Consider the following 18,626-nt stretch of genomic DNA (forward strand, 5'->3'; position numbering starts at 1 on the left):
GGAACGCGCATGGAAGAAGGGGAACAGGCGGTACAGCTCAGGGCCTGCGTCAGGCCAAGCAGCGATTGTGCGCAGCCCCACTTCTGGCGTCAGGATCGAATGGCAAGAGGATGTAGCAAGGTGTTGCAAAAAGGATCGGGATTTGCCCGGGGTCAAGCCCCTGTTTGGGGGTTGGTGGCAGAAGTGTGTCGTTCGGGTGTCAATTTGGGCGCAGATCGCGCAAGCCGCGATGCGCCGCTCAGGGAACTCGGCGCGCGCCCTCGCTGCCCAGCGCTGCGGCCCAGAGCCCGTTGCGCACCCGCTCCTTGAGCTGCCGGCGCTGTTCGGCCTGGGTCTCGCAGCTCTGGCCGTCCCGGTTGCCGGGGTACTCCAGGTCCATCAGCCGCTGGCCGTCGGCGGCGCTGAGGCCCTTGACGAAGGCCAGGCGCTCGGCCCAGGGCGACTGCGCTCCCGCGCCCGCCAAGGCGGCCATGGCGGTAGCGAACTTGTACTCGAGCAGGCCGGCCGAGGGGCTGCGCCAGAGGAGATCGGCAGCATGGACGCAGGTGGCCCTGCGCTGCGGCTGGGTCTCGCTGGCCTCGAGGCAGCTGCGGCCCAGCGCCAGCGCGCCGGCACTGCTGGGCCACGAGTAGTTCAGGCGGCTGATCAGGGCCAGGCCCTGCTGGAGGCCCAGGCCCGGAGGCTCCTGGTCCAGCAGGGGCAGCAGCAGGGCCTGGAAGTCCTCCAGGTAGCTGTTGGCGAAGCGGGTGTGGGCGATCGCGTCCCAGTCGAGCTCGGTGGCGTACTGGCCGCTGGCGCGCGTGGGCAGCCAGGCCAGCAGGTTGCCGGGGTCCAGGGTACGCCAGTCTGTCATGGGGAGGGCGCTGCACAGGGCATTGAGCACGCAGTCAGACCGAGCGACCTGCCAGGTCATGAAGATCAGCGGGTCTCGGCTGCTCTGGGCGAGGCTCAGCAGGTGCTGGAAGACGGCTGGCGCCTTGTCCTGATCGCTCATCGTGATCTGCAGGTAGTCGGCAGCGGCCTGGCTGCGCAGGTCGCCCCGCTGGCGCAGCTGCAGGATCCATTGCCGCTTCAGCCGGGAGTCGACGGCCAGCATGGCCTGCGTGCCGACCTCCCTGAGCATGGCGTCCCAGCGTGCGTGTGGGGCATCGCCGTCGAGCTTCTCCCCATCCAAGCGGAGGGGATGGGCCCGCTCCAGCGCCTGCCGGACCTGCTGGTGGGCCTTCAGGCCGTGGGTGCACCATTGCTTCTCGATCTGGGCCAGTTGATCGGGGCTCAGGGGGGCAGGGTCGCGTGGCGCGGTGCCGGGATCGGCGGGGCGGGAGGCCGGGCGCGAGGGCGCCGAAGCTGGCAGGCCGGGCTGCTCTGCAGGCCCGGCAGGAGCTCGGCGGGTGGCTCTGGCGGCGCTCGGTGCCGGCTCGGCCGAGAGGCGGGGAGGGGCCTGGGTGTCTTCGTCCTCGCGTGGCCAGAGCCAGCCCAGGGCGACTGCCAGGCCCAGGGCTACGCCCAGGGTGCTCCAGCGTTGCAGCCATGGCCGCCGCGGCCTCGTCGTGTCCTTCATGTGCGCATGCTAGCGCCTCAAGGGAGTGGGAGGGCATCGCCCGCAGGTGGGACGATGCGGCGCGGGCCGGGGCTCGCCCCACACGGGCGGCGCGGCGCGCTCAGCCCAGCACGTGCAGCAGCTGCTCCAGACCGCCTTCGTTGATGGCCACCATGGCCTGCTCGCGCACCCGCGGCTTGGCGTGGTAGGCCACCGAGAGGCCGGCCGCGCCCATCATGGGCAGGTCGTTGGCGCCGTCGCCCACGGCCATGCACTGGTGAGGCTGGGCGCCGATCTCGGCGGCGCACTGCAGCAGCATGCGTTTCTTCTCCTCGCCGTCGCAGATCTCGCCCCAGGCCTGCATCACCAGGCCGCCGGTCAGCAGGCCGTCGACGATCTCCAGCTCGTTGCTGCGCACGAAGTCCATGCCCAGCTCGGCCGCGACATGGCGGGTGAAGTAGGTGAAGCCGCCGGAGACCAGCAGCAGCTTGAGCCCCGCCGCCTTCAGGGCCGCGCACAGCTCGCGGGCGCCGGGATTGAACTGCAGCCGCGTGGCCAGCACCTGCTCCAGCGCGCTTACCGGCACGCCCTTGAGCAGGGCCAGGCGGCGGCGCAGACTGTCCTTGAAGTCGGTGATCTCGCCGCGCATGGCCGCCTCGGTGATGGCCGCCACCTCGGCCTTCTTGCCCGCGGCCGCCGCGATCTCATCGATGCACTCGATGTTGATCAGGGTCGAATCCATGTCGAAGGCCGCCAGACGGAAATCAGCCAGGCGCAGCGGCGGCGTGAAGCCTTGGATGATCAGGGAGGACGGGGTCGGGGCGGTCACGATGAATTCCGTGGGCAAGGTCTGTGGCGGCCCGCACCTTAGCACGCGCCCGGGGCGATAGGCGTTCCGTCGGGTTTCATCCTCGTGCAGCCTGACGCAGACCGGGCCAGCGCGTGAGGAAGGCCTTCTCCTGCAGCCGCCGTTCAAACAGCGCCGGGTCGACGCCCGGGCTCTTGCGCAGCACCCCGGCCATCAGGTCTTCCACCCCATGGGGCGCGACGAGATGCAGGCGGTCCCGGGCGTCCAGCCAGGCGCCCACGGCGGTGGCCGTCTCGGGCCAGGAAGCCAGCGCCGCCGCGAGATCGGCATGGGGCCGCCGGCCCGGCCGGGCTCCGGGCCAGCGATGCACGAAGGCCTGGTTGACGACTTCCCAAGGCAGGGGCAAGGCCGCGCGCAGCTGCCGGGCCAGGCAGGCGTCGTCGTCCGGCGCTGTGCGCTGCGGGCTGTGGTGGGCCAGGTCGATGTCTGCCAGCAGGTCGACATCCAGGCGCCGCCCGTGCAGGCGCTCCCACACCACGTTGCGCACGGCGCCCGCCCCGATGCACCAGGAGCCCAGTCTCAGCAGGCGCGCGCAGCGCAGCGCCTGCATCAGCCAGTCCGTGTCCTGCAGCCAGGTCCGCAGGGTGTCCTCGGCCGGCATGCCCCGGCTCAGTCCTGCTTCAGCGGCGCGCCCAGCAGGCGCAGCACCTCGCGAATGGCCTGGGCGCGGTCCTTGGGGTCGCTGAGGGCCTTGTCGATGCGCAGCTTGTCATTGCCCACCAGCTTGATGTTGCGGTTCTTCTGCACCAGCTCGATCACGCGCATGGCGTCGATGGGCGGGTTGGGGCGGAAGTTGATGTTCATCACCGTGGGCGCGGCATCGATCTTCATCACGCCATAGGGCTTGGCCAGCACGCGCAGGCGGTGGGTGTCGAAGAGGGTCTGGCCCTGGGCGGGGAGCTTGCCGAAGCGGTCGGTGATCTCCTCCAGCATGGCGTCGATCTGCTCGGCCTTGTCCGCCGTGGCGAGGCGCTTGTAGAGCGAAAGGCGCACGTGGACGTCGCCGCAGTAGGCGTCAGGCAGCAGGGCGGGGGCGTGCAGGTTGATCTCGGTGTTGGCGCCGAACACGCCGCCCAGGGGCGAGAGCAGGTCGGGCTCCTTGCCGGCCTTCAGCGAGCGCACGGCCTCGGAGAGCATGTCGTTGTAGAGCTGGAAGCCCACCTCCATCATGTTGCCGCTCTGGTTCTCGCCCAGCACCTCACCGCAGCCGCGGATCTCGAGGTCATGCATGGCGAGGTAGAAGCCCGAGCCCAGCTCTTCCATCTGCTGGATGGCCTCCAGGCGCTGGGCCGCCTGCTTGGTGAGGCCTTCGACATCCGGCACCATCAGGTAGGCATAGGCCTGGTGGTGGGAGCGACCCACGCGGCCGCGCAGCTGGTGCAGCTGGGCGAGGCCGAACTTGTCGGCCCGGCTGATGACGATGGTGTTGGCGCTGGGCACGTCGATGCCGGTCTCGATGATGGTCGAGCACAGCAGCACGTTGTGCCGCCCGCCGACGAACTCGCGCATCACCCGCTCCAGCTCGCGCTCGGGCATCTGGCCATGAGCCACGACGATGCGGGCCTCTGGCACAAGCTCCTCGAGCTTCTGCTTGCGGTTCTCGATGGTCTCGACCTCGTTGTGCAGGAAGTAGACCTGGCCGCCGCGCTTCAACTCGCGCAGCACGGCCTCGCGGATGGTGCCGCTGTTTTCGGTGCGCACAAAGGTCTTGATGGCCAGGCGGCGCTGCGGCGCGGTGGCGATCACGCTGAGGTCGCGCAGGCCTTCCAGCGCCATGCCCAGCGTGCGCGGGATGGGCGTGGCAGTGAGGGTCAGCACGTCCACCTCGGCGCGCATGGCCTTCATCGCCTCCTTGTGGCGCACGCCGAAGCGGTGTTCCTCGTCGATCACCAGCAGGCCCAGTCGCTTGAACTTGACGTCCGGCGAGAGCAGCTTGTGGGTGCCGATGACGATGTCGATGCTGCCGTCCGCCAGGCCTTCCATCGCGGCCTTGATCTCCTTGGGCGAGCGGAAGCGGCTCATCTCGGCCACCTTCACCGGCCAGCGGCCGAAGCGGTCCGCGATGTTCTGGTAGTGCTGCTCGGCCAGCAGCGTGGTGGGCGCCAGCAGGGCCACCTGTTTGCCGCCCATCACGGCCACGAAGGCGGCGCGCAGGGCCACCTCGGTCTTGCCGAAGCCCACGTCGCCGCAGACCAGGCGGTCCATGGGCTTGGGCGAGATCATGTCCTGGATCACCGCATGGATGGCGGCGCGCTGGTCCGGCGTCTCCTCGAAGCCGAAGGAGGCGGCGAAGGCCTCGTAGTCATGCGGCGAGTAGCGGAAGGCGTGGCCCTCTCGCGCCGCGCGGCGCGCGTAGAGGTTGAGCAGCTCGGCCGCGGTGTCGCGCACCTGCTCGGCGGCCTTGCGCTTGGCCTTTTCCCATTGCGCCGAGCCCAGCTTGTGCAGCGGCGCTTCCTCGGCAGACACGCCCGTGTAGCGGCTGATCAGGTGCAGCTGCGCCACGGGCACGTAGAGCGTGGCCTTGTCCGCGTACTCGAGGTGCAGGAACTCGCTGGGGCCGTCGCCCAGGTCGATGTTGATCAGCCCCTGGTAGCGGCCGATGCCGTGGTTCATGTGCACCACGGGGTCGCCGACCTTGAGCTCGGAGAGGTCCTTGATCAGCGCATTGACGTCGCTGACCAGCTCCTGCTTGCGCCGCCGCCGCGTGGTGGGCGTGGTGGCGAAGAGCTCGGTCTCGGTCAGGAACTGGATCGCGATGCCCTGGGGCGCCGCCTCCGGCTCGTGCCAGAAGAAGCCCGCAGCCAGCGGGGCGGCGGTGATGGCGAACTTCTCGTCGGAGGACTGGAACTCGGCCAGGCTCGCCACGGAGGGCGGATCGATCTTGTTGTCCCGCAGCAGCTCCAGCAGGCTCTCGCGCCGGCCCTCGCTCTCGGCCACGATGAGCACGCGGTGCGGCGTGGTCTTCAGGTGCGAGGCCAGGCGGGCCAGGGGCTCCTGGGCACCGCGCTCGACGCTGATGTCGGGCAGGGGCCGGGCATAGTCCACGGCCTCGGCGCCGCGCACGCTGAACACGGCCCGCGTGCGCGTGGCGCCGAAGAAGTCCTCGACGCGCAGGAAGATCTCCTCGGGCGGCAGCAGCGGCCGCTCGGGGTCGTGCTGCAGGAAGCGGTGGCGCTCGCGGGTGTCGGTCCAGAAGCGGTGGAGGGCCTCGTCGACCTCGCCGTGCAGTACCAGGGCGCCGTCCTCGGGCACGAAGTCGAAGAAGCTGGCCGTCTGCTCGAAGAAGAGCGGCAGGTAGTACTCGATGCCGGCGGTGGCGAGGCCCGTGGCCATGTCCTTGTAGAGCCGGGACCTGCTGGGGTCGCCGTCCATCTTCTCGCGCCAGCGGGCGCGGAAGGCCTGGCGGGCGGCCTCGTCCATGGGGAACTCGCGGCCGGGCAGCAGGCGCACCTCGGGCACGGGGTAGAGGCTGCGCTGGCTGTCGGGGTCGAAGGTGCGGATGGAGTCGACCTCGTCACCGAAGAGATCCACCCGGTAGGGCACGGGCGAGCCCATGGGGAAGAGGTCGATCAGGCCGCCGCGCACCGCGAACTCGCCCGGCGAGACCACCTGCGAGACATGCGCATAGCCGCCCAGCACCAGCTGCGCCTTCAGCGCGGACTCGTCCAGGCGCTGCTTCTGCTTGAACTGGAAGGTGGTGGCCGCCAGGAAGGAGGGCGGGGCGAGGCGCGTCAGCGCGGTGCTGGCGGGCAGCAGGACCACGTCGACGTCGCGCTCCTCGCGCGGCCTGCCCTTGGACTGCAGCAGGCGCCACAGCGTGGCCAGGCGCTCGGAGATGAGGTCCTGGTGCGGGCTGAAGGTGTCGTAGGGCAGGGTCTCCCAGTCTGGGAAGACGGCCACGCGCAGCTCCGGCGCGAAGAACTTGAGCTCGTCCTCCAGGCGCTGGGTGTCACCGGGCTCCGCCGTGACGATGGTGCACAGCCGGCCGGACTCCAGCTGCTGGCGGCAGAAGCGGGCCAGCAGCAGGGCGTCGGCCGAGCCCGGCGGGCGGGGCAGCGAGAACTTCTTTCCGGGAGCGATCAGGGGCAGTTGCATGGGGCGCTACAAACAGGAACAGCCCCTCTCGGGGGCTGGGCGGATTGTAGGGAGCGGGGCCGCCAAAACTGTCAGCAGGGGCGATGCGCGTGGCGCAGGTCACGGCCGGCGGAGGGGGGCATGCGGGCGGGCCGCCACAGGCGCTGGCGGGATTCAGCCACAGTCGGGCTAAAATAACGAGTTGACCCGCGAAAAGCTGCCGTCATCAATTTACAACCCTTCTGGAGCCACCATGGGCAACAAGATCGTCACCGAGGCCGACAAGCGCGCCGCCCCCCGTCCCGTCCCCGCCAACGGCGTGAGCTTCACGCACGGTCGCGGCAACTGCACCAGCCTGGAGCGCGGCACCCACACCCGCAGCAAGAAGAACCCCGGCAAGCGCACCCACAAGGGCGGCTGATCGACCGGCGGTCTCAAGACTGCATGACGGCGCCTGCAAAGGCGCCGTTTCCGTTTCTGAGCCTGGCTTGCCTTCGCGGCCGGACTCGTTTCTCATCCCCACTGGGTTATCGCCACGCCCCTGAGGACCTCCATGATCCGCATCACCGAACTCCGCCTGCCGCTGAACCATGCCGATGACGAGCTCCGCCCGGCCATCGTCCAGCGCCTGGGCCTGAAGTCCAGCCAGCTCAAGGCCTTCCATCTCTTCAAGCGCAGCCATGACGCGCGCAAGAAGACGGCCATGATGCTGATCTACACCGTGGACTGCGAGGTCGAGGACGAAGCCGCCGTGCTGGCCCGCTTCGAGGGCGACACCCATGTCAAGCCCACGCCTGACACGAGCTATCACTTCATCGCTCACGCGCCGGTGGACTTCTACAACCGGGGCGACAAGCTGCGCCCCGTGGTGATCGGCTTTGGCCCCTGCGGCATCCTGGCCGCGCTGATCCTGGCGCAGATGGGCCTGCGCCCCATCGTGCTGGAGCGCGGCAAGCAGGTGCGCGAACGCACCAAGGACACCTGGGACCTCTGGCGCAAGCAGAACCTGCATCCCGAATCGAACGTGCAGTTCGGCGAGGGCGGCGCCGGCACCTTCTCGGATGGCAAGCTCTACAGCCAGATCTCCGACCCCCGCTTCCTCACCCGCAAGGTGCTGACCGAGTTCGTGAAGGCCGGCGCGCCCGAGGAGATCCTCTACGTCTCCAAGCCCCACATCGGCACCTTTCGCCTGGTGAGCATGGTGATCAAGATCCGGGCCGAGATCGAGGCCCTGGGCGGCGAGATCCGCTTCCAGCAGAAGGTCAGCGACCTGCTCATCGAGCCCGGCCAGGACGGCCAGCGCCACGTGCGCGGCGTGGTGCTGGAAAGCGGTGAGCAGATCCGCGCCGACCAGGTCGTGCTGGCCCTGGGCCACAGCGCGCGCGACACCTTCCAGATGCTGCACGAGCGCGGCGTCTACATGGAGGCCAAGCCCTTCTCCATCGGCTACCGCATCGAGCACCCGCAAAGCCTGATCGACAAGGCCCGCTTCGGCCCCAACGCCGGCAATGCCCTGCTGGGCGCGGCGGACTACAAGCTGGTGCACCACGCCAAGAACGGCCGCTCGGTCTACAGCTTCTGCATGTGCCCCGGCGGCACCGTGGTGGCCGCCACCTCCGAGCCCAACCGTGTGGTCACCAACGGCATGAGCCAGTATTCGCGCAACGAGCGCAATGCCAATGCCGGCATCGTCGTGGGCATCAGCCCGCAGGACTATCGCCAGGACGGCCTGAGCGAGGGCCCCGTCAATCCGCTGGATGGCATGGCCTTCCAGCGCATCTGGGAATCGCGGGCCTACGAGCTGGGCGGCGGTGGCTACATCGCCCCGGGCAGCCTGGTGGGCGACTTCATCAAGCGCCAGGTGAGCTCCGAGTTCGGCAGCGTGATGCCGTCCTACAAGCCCGGCGTGCACCTGACCAACCTGCAGGAGAAGGGCCGCGGCAGCCTGCCCGACTACTGCCTGGACGCCATCCGCGAGGCCCTGCCCGCCTTCGGCCGCCAGATCCGCGGCTTCGACATGCACGATGCGGTGCTGACGGGCGTCGAGACCCGCACCTCCAGCCCCCTGCGCGTCACGCGGGGCCGGGACTACCAGAGCCTCAATGTGCGCGGCCTCTATCCGGCCGGCGAAGGGGCGGGCTACGCCGGCGGCATCATGTCGGCCGGGGTGGATGGCATCGAGGTGGCGGAGGCCCTGGCGAAGGAGCTGATGGGCGTCTGAGCTCCGGGGTCAGGTCTTGCCGGGCGCAGCGCGCACCGGCGCCGGGTGGGCCTTTCGGCGCCGGGCGCGGGCTGGAGACAATCGCCGCATGATCCGATCCCTCCTCCTCACCGCGGTGGCCGCCCTGGCCGCCCTCGCCTCGTCCGCGCTGGCGCAAGCGCCTCAGCGCATCGCCCTCACCATGGACGACGGCCCCCACCTCAGCGCCACGCCGAGGCTCAGTCCGCAGGCCCGCAATGAGGCCATCCTCGCGGCACTGCGCAAGCACCGAGTGCAGGCCGCGCTCTTCGTGACCTGCGGCAACGGCGCAGACCGGCCCGAGGGCCTGGCCCTGGTCCAGGCCTGGTCGCAGGCCGGCCAGCTGCTGGGCAACCACACCATGACGCACCTGGATCTCAACAGCCCGCAGGTGAGCCTCGAGCAGTGCCAGGACGAGATCCAGCGCTGCCAGCAGATCCTCGCCGGCCGGGCCGGACTGCAGCGCTGGTTCCGCTTCACCTTCCTGCGCGAAGGCAAGCCCGAGGCCAAGCGAGACGGCATGCGCGCCTGGCTGAAGGCCCAGGGCATTCGCAATGCCTATGTGAGCCTGGACACCAGCGACTGGCGCCTCAACGAATTCCTGGAAACGCGGCTGAAGGCGGATCCCCAGGCCGATGTCGGCGACATCCGCCAGGCCTACCTGGACCACCTCTGGCAGCGGGCGCAGGCCTACCAGGCGCTGTCGCGGCGTCTGCAGGGACGGGACATCGCCCAGGTCCTGCTGACCCACCACAACCTGCTCAATGCCCTGTTCCTGGACGACGTGATCGCGATGTTCAAGGCCCGCGGCTGGCAGTTCATCTCGCCGGCCGAGGCTTTCGAGGACCCGGTCTACCAGCTGCAGCCGCTCAGCAATGTGGCCGGCCAGAGCCTGCTGCTGTCCATGGCCCGTTCGCTGGGCCTGGGCCGCTTCGAGGGCTGGGAGCGGCTGGTGGACGACGGGGATTACGAGATCGAGCGCCTCAGCAAGCCGGACGCCGCGGCCCGCTGATCACGCCTGGCGCAGCGGAGCGGGCAAGGGGCAGGTCTTGCCTGTCTCAGCGCCAGCGTCGGCGTCTCAGCGCGCCAGCGCCGCCAGCAGCTTCTCGTGGATGCCGCCGAAGCCGCCATTGCTCATGCACAGCACGTGGTCGCCCGGGCGGGCGGCCTTCACGATGGCCGCCACCAGGGCGTCGACGCCCTCGTGCACCTGGGCCTGAGCGCCCATGGGCAGCAGGGCCTCGGCCGCGTCCCAGCCGAGGCCGGCCTGGTTGCAGAAGGCCAGGTCCACTTCCTCCAGCGCCCAGGGCAGCTGGGCCTTCATCGTGCCCAGCTTCATGGTGTTGGAGCGCGGCTCGAAGACGGCGAGGATGCGCTCTGCCGGCGCGATGCGGCGGCGCAGGCCATTGACGGTGGTGCGGATGGCAGTGGGGTGGTGGGCGAAGTCGTCGTAGACCTTGACGCCGCCGGCCTCGCCGCGCAGCTCCAGGCGGCGGCGCACGTTCCTGAAGACGGCCAGGGCCGCGGCGGACTGCTCCGGCGTCACGCCCAGGTGCTCGGCCGCAGCCATGGCGGCCAGGGCGTTGAGCTGGTTGTGCTCGCCGGCCAGGTCCCATTCCACGCGGGCGACCTTGAGCGCGCCACGCAGCACGTCGAAGGCCGAGGGCTCGCCGCGGGCGCGCAGGGTGCCGGGCTCTTCCTTGCGGGCGCCGAAGCGCTGCACCTCGCTCCAGCAGCCGCGCTGCAGCACGCGCTGCAGGGCTTCCTCGCGGGCATTGACGACCAGACGGCCGGTGGGCGGCACGGTGCGCACGAGGTGGTGGAACTGGGTCTCGATGGCGGCCAGGTCCGGGAAGATGTCCGCGTGGTCGAACTCGAGGTTGTTCAGCACGGCGGTGCGCGGGCGGTAGTGGACGAACTTGCTGCGCTTGTCGAAGAAGGCGGTGTCGTATTCGTCTGCCTCAATGACGAATGGGGCCCCCACGCTTGGCCCTGCGGGCGCTGCGCTGCCCCCCGAGGGGGCGCTCGCGCCTTGGGACGGCCCGGCCGACAGGTGTACCCCCACGCTTGGCCCTGCGGGCGCTGCGCTGCCCCCCGAGGGGGCGCTCGCGCCTTGGGACGGCCCGGCGGCGCTCGGGGTTCGCGATGCCACTGCACCCAGCCTGGCCGAGACTCCGAAGTTCTGCGGCACGCCGCCCACCAGGAAGCCGGGGTTCAGTCCGGCATGCTCCAGGATCCAGGCCAGCATGGAGGTGGTGGTGGTCTTGCCGTGCGTGCCGGCCACGGCCAGCACGTGGCGACCCTGCAGCACGTGCTCGGCCAGCCATTGCGGGCCGCTGGTGTAGGGCAGGCCGGCGTCCATGATGGCTTCCATCAGCGGGAAGCGGCCCTCGCTGGAGCGGGTGACCACGTTGCCGATCACGAAGAGGTCGGGCTTCAGGGCCAGCTGCTCGGCGCCGAAACCCTCGATCAGCTCGATGCCCAGGGCCTCCAGCTGCGTGGACATGGGCGGGTAGACATTGGCATCGCAGCCCGTGACGCGGTGGCCGGCCTCGCGGGCCAGGGCCGCCAGGCCGCCCATGAAGGTGCCGCAGATGCCGAGGATGTGGATGTGCATGGTGTGCTGCAGATGATCAGTCGCCGAACCAGGCCGGCACGTGGGCCGGGGCCTGCTCCAGGCTGGGGAGGATGAGGCATCGCGGGGCGATGTCCGGGTCGGGTTCCTTGAGGTCGGGCACCAGGACCACGCCCATGCCGGCCGCCAGCGCGCCCTGGGCGCCGTAGCTGGAGTCCTCGAAGACCAGGCAGTCGCTCGGCGCACGAGCCAGGCTGCGCGCGGCCAGCTCGAAGAGGTCCGGATGCGGCTTGCCGCGCGCGACCTGGTCGCCGCCGTGGATGGGGTCGAAGTGCGCCACGATGCCGGCCGCCCCCAGGCGGTCCAGCACCTTGGCGTGGCGGGTGGAGGAGGCGACGGCACAGGGGATGCCGCGCTCGCGCAGGGCCTGCAGCAGGGGCAGGACACCGGGCTTGAGGGCGAAGCCGCGGCCGGCGAAGCGCCGTGCGACCTCGGCGTCGACGGCCTCATACATGCGCTCGGCCGCCTCGGTCGAGCCGAACCAGCCGCTCAGCAAGGCCAGGCAGTCGGCGCGATTGCGGCCCACGGTCAGGCGGTAGTCGGCTGGCGTCAACGCGACGCCGGCCTCGGCCGACAGCTGCAGCCAGGCGTCCTGGATGGGGCGCTCGGAGTCGAGCAGCAGCCCGTCCATGTCGAAGACCGCCGCGCGGTAGCGGCGGGAGGCATTGCTCATGGCTTCAGCCGGATGTCAGCGCAGGGCCTGGCGCGCCGCTTCCAGGGTGGCGGCGATGTCGGCCTCGGTGTGCTCGGCCGAGACGAATCCGGCTTCGTACAGGGCCGGGGCCAGGTAGACGCCGCGGTCCAGCATGCCGTGGAAGAAGGCGTTGAAGCGGGCGCCGTCGGTGGTCATGACGGTCTTGTAGTTCTGCGGCAGTTCGGGCAGCAGGAAGAAGCCGAACATGCCGCCCTGGCAGTCCGCGCTGAAGGGCACGCCGTTCTCGGCAGCCACGGCCTTGAGCCCGTCGACCAGCTGGCGGGTGCGAGCGCCCAGGCGGTCGAAGAAGCCGGGCTTCTGGATCTCGCGCAGCGTGGCCAGGCCGCAGGCGGTGGCCACCGGGTTGCCCGACAGCGTGCCGGCCTGGTAGACGCCGCCCAGCGGAGCGAGGTGCTTCATGATGTCGCGGCTGGCGCCGAAGGCCGCCAGGGGCATGCCGCCACCGATGACCTTGCCGAAGGTGCTGATGTCCGGCTTGAAGCCCGGCAACAGGCTGGCGTAATGGCCCTGGGCGCTGTGCAGACCCACGCGGAAGCCGGTCATGACTTCGTCGAAGACCAGCAGGGCGCCGTGCTGGGTGCACAGCTCGCGCAGGCGCTTGACGAAGGGCAGGGCGGCGCGCACGAAGTTCATGTTGCCGGCGATGGGCTCGATGATCACGCAGGCCAGCTCGTGGCCATAGAGCGAGAAGGCCTCTTCCAGCTGGGCGAGGTTGTTGTACTCCAGCACGACGGTGTGCTGGGCGACCTCGGCCGGCACGCCGGCGCTGGTGGGATTGCCGAAGGTGGCCAGGCCCGAGCCGGCCTTGACCAGCAGGCTGTCGGTGTGGCCGTGGTAGCAGCCCTCGAACTTGATGAACTTGCTACGGCCGGTGGCGCCGCGGGCCAGGCGGATGGCGCTCATGGTGGCCTCGGTGCCCGAACTCACCAGGCGGACCTGCTCCATGGAGGGCACCAGCTTGAGGATTTCCTCGGCCAGCTCGATCTCGCGCTCGGTGGGCGCGCCGAAGGAGAAGCCATCCAGTGCGGCCTTCTGCACCGCCTCCAGCACGGCCGGATGGCCGTGACCCAGAATCATCGGGCCCCAGGAGCCGATGTAATCAATGTAACGATTTGCATCAGCATCGAAGATGTAGGCGCCGCTGCCGCGGGTGATGAAGCGGGGCGTGCCGCCGACGGCGCGGAAGGCGCGGACGGGCGAGTTCACGCCCCCCGGGATCACGCGCTGGGCGCGCTCGAACAGGGTCTGGTTCTGGCTCATGGAATCGGGTCGAAGAGGGGTCAGTGGATGCGGCGCGGGCCCTTGGCGGGTTCGTCCATCATCAGGTCGTGGCCGTGCTCGTGCTCGGCGGGGGCACCGGCTTCACCTTCCTCGCCGGGCGGCAGGGCCCAGAAGAAGCGGTCCGGGACCACATTGCCCATGCCGGGGCGGAAGCCGGCGTCCAGGCTCTGGTCCAGGAAGGCCAGGGCCTCGCCGACGGCGGCATGGATCTCGGCGCCAACGGAGAGCAGGGCGGCCAGCGAGGCCGACAGCGTCTCGCCGGCACCGATGAAGCTGACCTCGAAGCGCTCGAACTTCTCGCCGGTGATAGGGCCCTGCGGGCTGGCCAGCACGTTGTCGACGAACTGGTTGGGCAGGGCGATGCCGGTCACCAGCACATGCTGGGCGCCATGCTCGGCGGCGGCCACGGCCAGCTCGCGCGGCGAGGCCGGGCGGCTTGCGTCCCAGTCGGGCAGCAGGAAATCGGTGAGGGTCTTGTGGTTGCCCACCAGGATCTGGGTCTGGGGCAGGATCAGCTCGCGGAAGCTGTCCCAGTAGCTCTGCTGCTGTTCCTCGTCCAGCCAGCTGATGGCGGGCATGTAGGACACCAGCGGTACGTCGGGGTAGTCGGACAGCACCTCGGCGACGGCGCTGACGCCCTCGGCGCTGCCCAGGAAGCCGACCTTCCAGGCGGCGACGGGGACGTCCTCCAGCACCGAGCGGGCCTGCTCGACGAGCAGGTCGCTGTCCAGGGTCTGGTGCTCGAAGATCTCGGCGGTGTCCCGCAGCACGATGGCGGTGACGACGGGCAGGGCATGGGCGCCCATGGCGGCGATGGTGGCGATGTCGCCGGCGATGCCGGTGGCACCGGTGGGTTCGCTGGCATTGAAGCTCATCACGCAGGCCGGGGCCTGGGCTTCTTCTTCAGCCGCGCTGGCGTCCGGGGGGAGGGGGGTGTCAGGGCTGTTCATGGTGGAGCGTGGGCCAGGCTGAGCCTGTGGTGAACCGTGCTGTGGACCGCGATCTGGACCGTACTCCGGCACGGTCCGGCGGGCGGCATGGGCAGCAGTGTGGGTAATAGTGCTCGGAATTCTCTGGGCTCGCCCATCTAAGTGGGGATAAGCCCCGAGTTTCCTGTTGCATCTGTGCCTATATGCTCCGCGAGAACGTCTGAGGGGCGTGGCTACAATCTTTCGTCGCATTGTAGTGAGCAAAGAACTGTATCGTGAGCGAAGCAAGTACCTGGATGTGCCTGATCTGCGGCTGGATGTACGACGAAGCCGCTGGTGACCCCGAGCATGGCATTGCCCCTGGCACTGCCTGGGCCGACGTGGACATGAACTGGACCTGTCCCGAGTGCGGTGCTCGCAAGGAAGATTTCGAAATGGTCCGCATCTGACGGGCTGACAAGACACACAAGACCAAGGCACGCTGCAAGCGTGTTCCCCACCGCTGAAGGAGTAGCTGGGTTGGACGGGAAAGCGCAAGAAGGCAAGATGGCCGCGACCAAGGTGCTCGTCATTGACGACAGCAACACCATCCGTCGCAGTGCCGAGATCTTTCTCAAGCAGGGCGGTCACGAGGTCGTGCTGGCAGAGGACGGCTTCGACGCCCTGTCCAAGCTCAGCGACTATCAGCCCGACCTGGTGTTCTGCGATATCTTGATGCCGCGGCTTGACGGCTATCAGACTTGCGCCATCATCAAGCGCAATCCGCAGTTCGCCCATGTGCCGGTGATCATGCTGTCCTCCAAGGACGGCCTGTTCGACAAGGCGCGCGGTCGCATGGTGGGCTCGCAGGACTACCTGACCAAACCCTTCACCAAGGACCAACTGCTGCAGGCGGTGCAACAGCATCGTTCGCAGCCCTGAGCTGGCGGGCCGACCCCACACGCTGCTGCGACACCCCCCTGATCCAGCAAGGAGCTTCCATGACTATCCAAAAAATTCTGCTGGTCGACGATTCCAAGACCGAACTCCACCACCTGAGCGAGCTGTTGACCAAGCGCGGCTACGCTGTGCGCACCGCCGAGAACGGCGAGGAAGCGATGAAGCGCCTGGGCGAGGAAGTGCCGGACCTGATCCTGATGGACGTCGTCATGCCCGGCCAGAACGGCTTCCAGCTGACCCGGGCCATCACCCGCGACCCCCGCTTCGCCCACGTGCCGGTGATCATGTGCACCAGCAAGAACCAGGAAACCGACAAGGTCTGGGGCATGCGCCAGGGCGCATCCGACTATGTGGTCAAGCCCGTCAAGTCCGATGAGCTGATCGCCAAGATCAAGGCGCTGGAAGGCGCCAAGGGCTGATACACCATGGCCAACAAGCAAGCCCTGCGTGAACTGCAGCAGCGCCTGGCGCAGCGGATGCAGGCGGCGCGGGAACAGACCCGCAGCGCCAGCTGGCTCGCCGTCGAGGTGGCTGGGCATGCCATGCTGTTCTCGCTGAAGCAGGCGGCCGAGATCTTCTCGCCCGTGCCGCTCAAGACCGTGCCCTATGCCCAGCCCTGGATGCTGGGCGTGGCCAATCTGCGCGGCGGCTTGCACACCGTGGTGGACCTGGCCGCCTTCCTCGGGGCCCGCGAGCCCGGGACCCGCCTGGACGCCAGCCAGTCCCGCTTCGTGGCGATCAATTCCGATCTGAACATCAACTGCGCCCTGCTGGTGGACCGCCTGCTGGGCCTGCGTTCGGATGAGCAGCTGAGTCCCGATCCCGATGCGGTCGAGACGGGCGCGCGGCCCCGCTTCGCCGGTGCGCGCCTGAAGGATGAGCAAGGCCGCAGCTGGCAGGTGCTCGATCTCGAAGCCTTGGCCAAGCACGAACAATTCCTGCGCATCGTCGCCTAAACCTGCAGCGCCGGCCGAACGCGAGACGGCCGCGCGTCTTTCACGCTATCCAACAGACGTCAGAGGGTCAGATGAGCTTCCTGGACAAGATCAAGAGCATGGGCAAGCAAGAGGGTGAGCACGCACCCGAAGGGCTCCACGACGCCAACCACGAGGCACAGCCTTCCTCCCAGGAGGGTGCCGAGACCGTCCAGGTCGATGCGCATCCGGCCGATGTGTCCATCATTTCCGAGGCCATGCCGACGGCCGAGCAGGCCGCGCCGGCCCATGAGTACGCCGAGGGCGCGAGCAGCACCACCTTCGGCCAGACCACCACCTTCGGCAACACGCAGGCTGCCGACCCCGCCGCCGCACTGACGGCCGTGGCCGCCGCCGCCGCTGCGGACCGCGTCAGGCGCCAGCGCACCCTGACGGCGCTGGTGGCGGTGGGCCTGGTCGGCACCGCGGCCACCGTGGGCCTCAACATCTGGAACAGCAGCCGGACCGCCGCCCAGGTGCGGGCCTCCGGTCAGGCCATGATGCAGTCGCAGCGTCTCGCGAAGGCCGTGTCGACCGCCACCATGGGCAACACCCAGGCCTTCGCCGAACTGCGCGAGAGCTCCTCGGTGCTGAGCGGCATCGCCAACAATCTGCGCACCGGCGAGGGTGAGCTGGCCAAGGCCTCGGGCGATGCCCTGCAGACCCTGGAGAACCTGGCTCCCAAGATCGCCGCGGCCGAGAAGAACGCCAAGCTGGTGCTGGGCCAGGAAAAGATCCTGACGCAGGTCGGCGCCGCTCTGCGCACGATTAACCGCCAGTCCTCCGACCTGCTGGAAAGCGCCGAGGCCGTGTCCTCCCTGGCCCTGCAGCAGAACAGCTCGGCGGTGGAAATCGCCGCCGTGGGCCAGATGGTCATGCTGACCCAGCGCATCGGCAAGAGCGCCAACGAATTCCTGACGCAGGAAGGCGTGAACGCCGAGGCCGTGTTCCTGCTGGGCAAGGATCTGAACACCTTCCGCGAGATCAACGAGGCCCTGCTCAAGGGCAACTCGGAGCTGGGTCTCAAGGCCGTGGGCAACGCGCAGATGCGCGAGCGCCTCGCCGCGCTGCTCAAGCAGTTCGAGGAGACCCGTGGACAGGCCTCCGCCATTCTGAGCAACATGCCGGGCCTGGCCTCGGCCCGTGAGGCTCAGGCCGCCATCCTGGCTGACAGCGAACCGCTGCGAAAGGGCCTGGACCAGGCCGGTCAGCAGCTGGAGGCCTCGGGCGGCACGAACCCGCTGCTGCTGCTGCTGATGGTCGGCTCCCTGGTGGCCCTGGTGGCCGGCGCCGTGGGCTTCCTGCGCCTGTATGTGGCTGAACAGGCCCACCGTACCGAGATGGCCGAAGAGCAGCGCAAGCTGGCAGAGCAGCAGGAGCAGGAGGCCAAGCGCGTCAACGACGCCAACCAGGCCGCCATTCTGCGACTGATGAACGAACTGCAGTCGGTCGCTGAAGGTGACTTGACCCAACAGGCCACGGTGACGGAAGACATCACGGGCGCCATCGCCGACTCGGTGAACTACACCGTGGAAGAGCTGCGCAACCTGGTGACCCAGGTGCAGTCCACGGCCGCGCGGGTGACGGAAACCACCGGCCAGGTCGACCAGACCTCTACCGAGCTGCTGGCCGCCTCGACCGAACAGCTGCACGAGATCCGCGCCACCGGCGAGGCCGTGCTGCAGATGGCCGAGCGCATCAACCAGGTGTCCGCCCAGGCCCAGACGACCGCCGAGGTGGCCCGCCAGTCGCGTGAAGCGGCCGAGCAGGGCAAGCAGGCCATGGAGAACAACATCGGCGGTATGAACCAGATCCGCGAGCACATCCAGGAAACCTCCAAGCGCATCAAGCGACTGGGCGAGTCCTCGCAGGAGATTGGCGAAATTACCGAGCTGATCTCGGACATTACCGAGCAGACCAACGTGCTGGCACTGAACGCCGCCATCCAGGCCGCGTCGGCCGGTGAAGCGGGCCGTGGCTTCTCGGTGGTGGCGGAAGAAGTGCAGCGCCTGGCAGAACGCTCCGGCGATGCAACCCGCCGGATTGCCGCCCTGGTGAAGACCATTCAGACCGACACCCAGGATGCCGTGGCCGCCATGGAGCGCTCCACGCTGGGGGTGGTGCAGGGTACCAAGCTGTCCGATGCCGCCGGCCACGCGCTGGAGGAGATCAACGAGGTGTCCCGCCGCCTGGACGAGCTGATCGGCCGCATTTCCGAATCCGCCGTGAACGAAGCCCGCTCTGCCAACGACGTGGCTTCCAACATCCAGCACATCTTTGCCGTGACCGAGCAGACGGGTGAGGGCACGCGCTCCACCGCCCAGATGGTGCACGAGCTGTCGCGTTCCGCCGAGGCCCTGAAGCAGTCGGTGTCGCGATTCAAGGTCGAGTGATCGCCCTGCAGCCCTCAGCAAAACAACAGATCTAGAAGG

General features: G+C 68.9%; 16 protein-coding genes. 8 read left to right on the top strand and 8 right to left on the bottom strand.

Going from position 1 to position 18,626, the window contains the following annotated elements:
• Positions 1-238: 238 nt before the first annotated feature.
• From ABDJ40_RS04175 to mfd, 4 genes are all read right to left on the bottom strand, one after another.
• Complete coding sequence (locus tag ABDJ40_RS04175; RefSeq protein ID WP_347606451.1) at positions 239-1,561, bottom strand: hypothetical protein; 1,323 nt, start codon at positions 1,559-1,561, stop codon at positions 239-241.
• A 100-nt stretch (positions 1,562-1,661) separates the two neighbouring features.
• Positions 1,662-2,369 (bottom strand): phosphoserine phosphatase SerB, encoded by a 708-nt coding sequence (gene serB / locus ABDJ40_RS04180; protein ID WP_269631693.1) that lies wholly within the window; start codon positions 2,367-2,369, stop codon positions 1,662-1,664.
• Positions 2,370-2,445: 76 nt separating this feature from the next.
• Entirely contained in the window at positions 2,446-3,009 is a 564-nt protein-coding gene (locus tag ABDJ40_RS04185) for a nucleotidyltransferase family protein (RefSeq protein ID WP_347606455.1), read from the bottom strand.
• Between the two features lie 8 nt (positions 3,010-3,017).
• The gene (gene mfd, locus ABDJ40_RS04190) at positions 3,018-6,503 is read right to left on the bottom strand and encodes a transcription-repair coupling factor (RefSeq protein WP_347606458.1); all 3,486 of its coding nucleotides are present in this window, start codon (positions 6,501-6,503) and stop codon (positions 3,018-3,020) included.
• 232 nt (positions 6,504-6,735) lie between these two features.
• On the opposite strand from mfd, the gene ABDJ40_RS04195 reads away from it, so the two are divergent.
• The 3 genes from ABDJ40_RS04195 (at position 6,736) to ABDJ40_RS04205 (ending at position 9,733) form a co-directional block, all read left to right on the top strand.
• The gene (locus tag ABDJ40_RS04195) at positions 6,736-6,903 is read left to right on the top strand and encodes a hypothetical protein (RefSeq protein WP_269631690.1); all 168 of its coding nucleotides are present in this window, start codon (positions 6,736-6,738) and stop codon (positions 6,901-6,903) included.
• 132 nt (positions 6,904-7,035) lie between these two features.
• Complete coding sequence (locus tag ABDJ40_RS04200; protein WP_347606462.1) at positions 7,036-8,703, top strand: NAD(P)/FAD-dependent oxidoreductase; 1,668 nt, start codon at positions 7,036-7,038, stop codon at positions 8,701-8,703.
• Positions 8,704-8,791: 88 nt separating this feature from the next.
• On the top strand, positions 8,792-9,733 hold the full coding sequence (locus tag ABDJ40_RS04205; RefSeq protein WP_347606464.1) for a polysaccharide deacetylase family protein: 942 nt from the start codon (positions 8,792-8,794) through the stop codon (positions 9,731-9,733).
• Between the two features lie 66 nt (positions 9,734-9,799).
• Here ABDJ40_RS04205 and mpl read toward each other — a convergent pair whose 3' ends face one another.
• From mpl to thiD, 4 genes are read right to left on the bottom strand one after another with little or no spacing between them, the layout of a single operon-like run.
• On the bottom strand, positions 9,800-11,338 hold the full coding sequence (gene mpl / locus ABDJ40_RS04210; protein WP_347606467.1) for a UDP-N-acetylmuramate:L-alanyl-gamma-D-glutamyl-meso-diaminopimelate ligase: 1,539 nt from the start codon (positions 11,336-11,338) through the stop codon (positions 9,800-9,802).
• 16 nt (positions 11,339-11,354) lie between these two features.
• A complete protein-coding gene (locus ABDJ40_RS04215; protein WP_347606470.1) occupies positions 11,355-12,029 on the bottom strand; it encodes an HAD family hydrolase in 675 nt (224 codons plus the stop codon).
• A 15-nt stretch (positions 12,030-12,044) separates the two neighbouring features.
• On the bottom strand, positions 12,045-13,331 hold the full coding sequence (gene hemL / locus ABDJ40_RS04220; RefSeq protein WP_347606473.1) for a glutamate-1-semialdehyde 2,1-aminomutase: 1,287 nt from the start codon (positions 13,329-13,331) through the stop codon (positions 12,045-12,047).
• A gap of 20 nt (positions 13,332-13,351) precedes the next feature.
• Positions 13,352-14,302, bottom strand: coding sequence for a bifunctional hydroxymethylpyrimidine kinase/phosphomethylpyrimidine kinase (thiD, locus tag ABDJ40_RS04225; protein WP_269631684.1), 951 nt, complete (start codon positions 14,300-14,302; stop codon positions 13,352-13,354).
• 275 nt (positions 14,303-14,577) lie between these two features.
• Between thiD and ABDJ40_RS04230 the strand changes: the two genes are divergently transcribed.
• The 5 genes from ABDJ40_RS04230 to ABDJ40_RS04250 all read left to right on the top strand — a co-directional run bounded on the left by ABDJ40_RS04230 (position 14,578) and on the right by ABDJ40_RS04250 (position 18,587).
• A complete protein-coding gene (locus tag ABDJ40_RS04230) occupies positions 14,578-14,730 on the top strand; it encodes a rubredoxin (RefSeq protein WP_183105391.1) in 153 nt (50 codons plus the stop codon).
• A gap of 97 nt (positions 14,731-14,827) precedes the next feature.
• On the top strand, positions 14,828-15,202 hold the full coding sequence (locus ABDJ40_RS04235) for a response regulator (RefSeq protein ID WP_183105328.1): 375 nt from the start codon (positions 14,828-14,830) through the stop codon (positions 15,200-15,202).
• 59 nt (positions 15,203-15,261) lie between these two features.
• Positions 15,262-15,639: a response regulator gene (locus ABDJ40_RS04240; protein WP_269631683.1), complete on the top strand. Its 378-nt coding sequence runs from the start codon at positions 15,262-15,264 to the stop codon at positions 15,637-15,639.
• 6 nt (positions 15,640-15,645) lie between these two features.
• Positions 15,646-16,176, top strand: coding sequence for a chemotaxis protein CheW (locus ABDJ40_RS04245; RefSeq protein WP_269631682.1), 531 nt, complete (start codon positions 15,646-15,648; stop codon positions 16,174-16,176).
• Between the two features lie 71 nt (positions 16,177-16,247).
• Positions 16,248-18,587: a methyl-accepting chemotaxis protein gene (locus ABDJ40_RS04250; RefSeq protein ID WP_269631681.1), complete on the top strand. Its 2,340-nt coding sequence runs from the start codon at positions 16,248-16,250 to the stop codon at positions 18,585-18,587.
• Positions 18,588-18,626: the final 39 nt, after the last annotated feature.

This window comes from Roseateles flavus, assembly GCF_039872765.1.
Taxonomy (GTDB): Bacteria; Pseudomonadota; Gammaproteobacteria; order Burkholderiales; family Burkholderiaceae_C; genus Roseateles_B; species Roseateles_B flavus.

Coding starts and splice junctions, on each gene's coding strand:
- ABDJ40_RS04175 (WP_347606451.1), bottom strand. CDS start 1,561: ATGAAGGACACGACGAGGCCGCGGCGGCCATGGCTGCAACGCTGGAGC.
- ABDJ40_RS04185 (WP_347606455.1), bottom strand. CDS start 3,009: ATGCCGGCCGAGGACACCCTGCGGACCTGGCTGCAGGACACGGACTGG.
- mfd (WP_347606458.1), bottom strand. CDS start 6,503: ATGCAACTGCCCCTGATCGCTCCCGGAAAGAAGTTCTCGCTGCCCCGC.
- ABDJ40_RS04195 (WP_269631690.1), top strand. CDS start 6,736: ATGGGCAACAAGATCGTCACCGAGGCCGACAAGCGCGCCGCCCCCCGT.
- ABDJ40_RS04200 (WP_347606462.1), top strand. CDS start 7,036: ATGATCCGCATCACCGAACTCCGCCTGCCGCTGAACCATGCCGATGAC.
- ABDJ40_RS04205 (WP_347606464.1), top strand. CDS start 8,792: ATGATCCGATCCCTCCTCCTCACCGCGGTGGCCGCCCTGGCCGCCCTC.
- mpl (WP_347606467.1), bottom strand. CDS start 11,338: ATGCACATCCACATCCTCGGCATCTGCGGCACCTTCATGGGCGGCCTG.
- ABDJ40_RS04215 (WP_347606470.1), bottom strand. CDS start 12,029: ATGAGCAATGCCTCCCGCCGCTACCGCGCGGCGGTCTTCGACATGGAC.
- hemL (WP_347606473.1), bottom strand. CDS start 13,331: ATGAGCCAGAACCAGACCCTGTTCGAGCGCGCCCAGCGCGTGATCCCG.
- thiD (WP_269631684.1), bottom strand. CDS start 14,302: ATGAACAGCCCTGACACCCCCCTCCCCCCGGACGCCAGCGCGGCTGAA.
- ABDJ40_RS04230 (WP_183105391.1), top strand. CDS start 14,578: ATGTGCCTGATCTGCGGCTGGATGTACGACGAAGCCGCTGGTGACCCC.
- ABDJ40_RS04235 (WP_183105328.1), top strand. CDS start 14,828: ATGGCCGCGACCAAGGTGCTCGTCATTGACGACAGCAACACCATCCGT.
- ABDJ40_RS04240 (WP_269631683.1), top strand. CDS start 15,262: ATGACTATCCAAAAAATTCTGCTGGTCGACGATTCCAAGACCGAACTC.
- ABDJ40_RS04245 (WP_269631682.1), top strand. CDS start 15,646: ATGGCCAACAAGCAAGCCCTGCGTGAACTGCAGCAGCGCCTGGCGCAG.
- ABDJ40_RS04250 (WP_269631681.1), top strand. CDS start 16,248: ATGAGCTTCCTGGACAAGATCAAGAGCATGGGCAAGCAAGAGGGTGAG.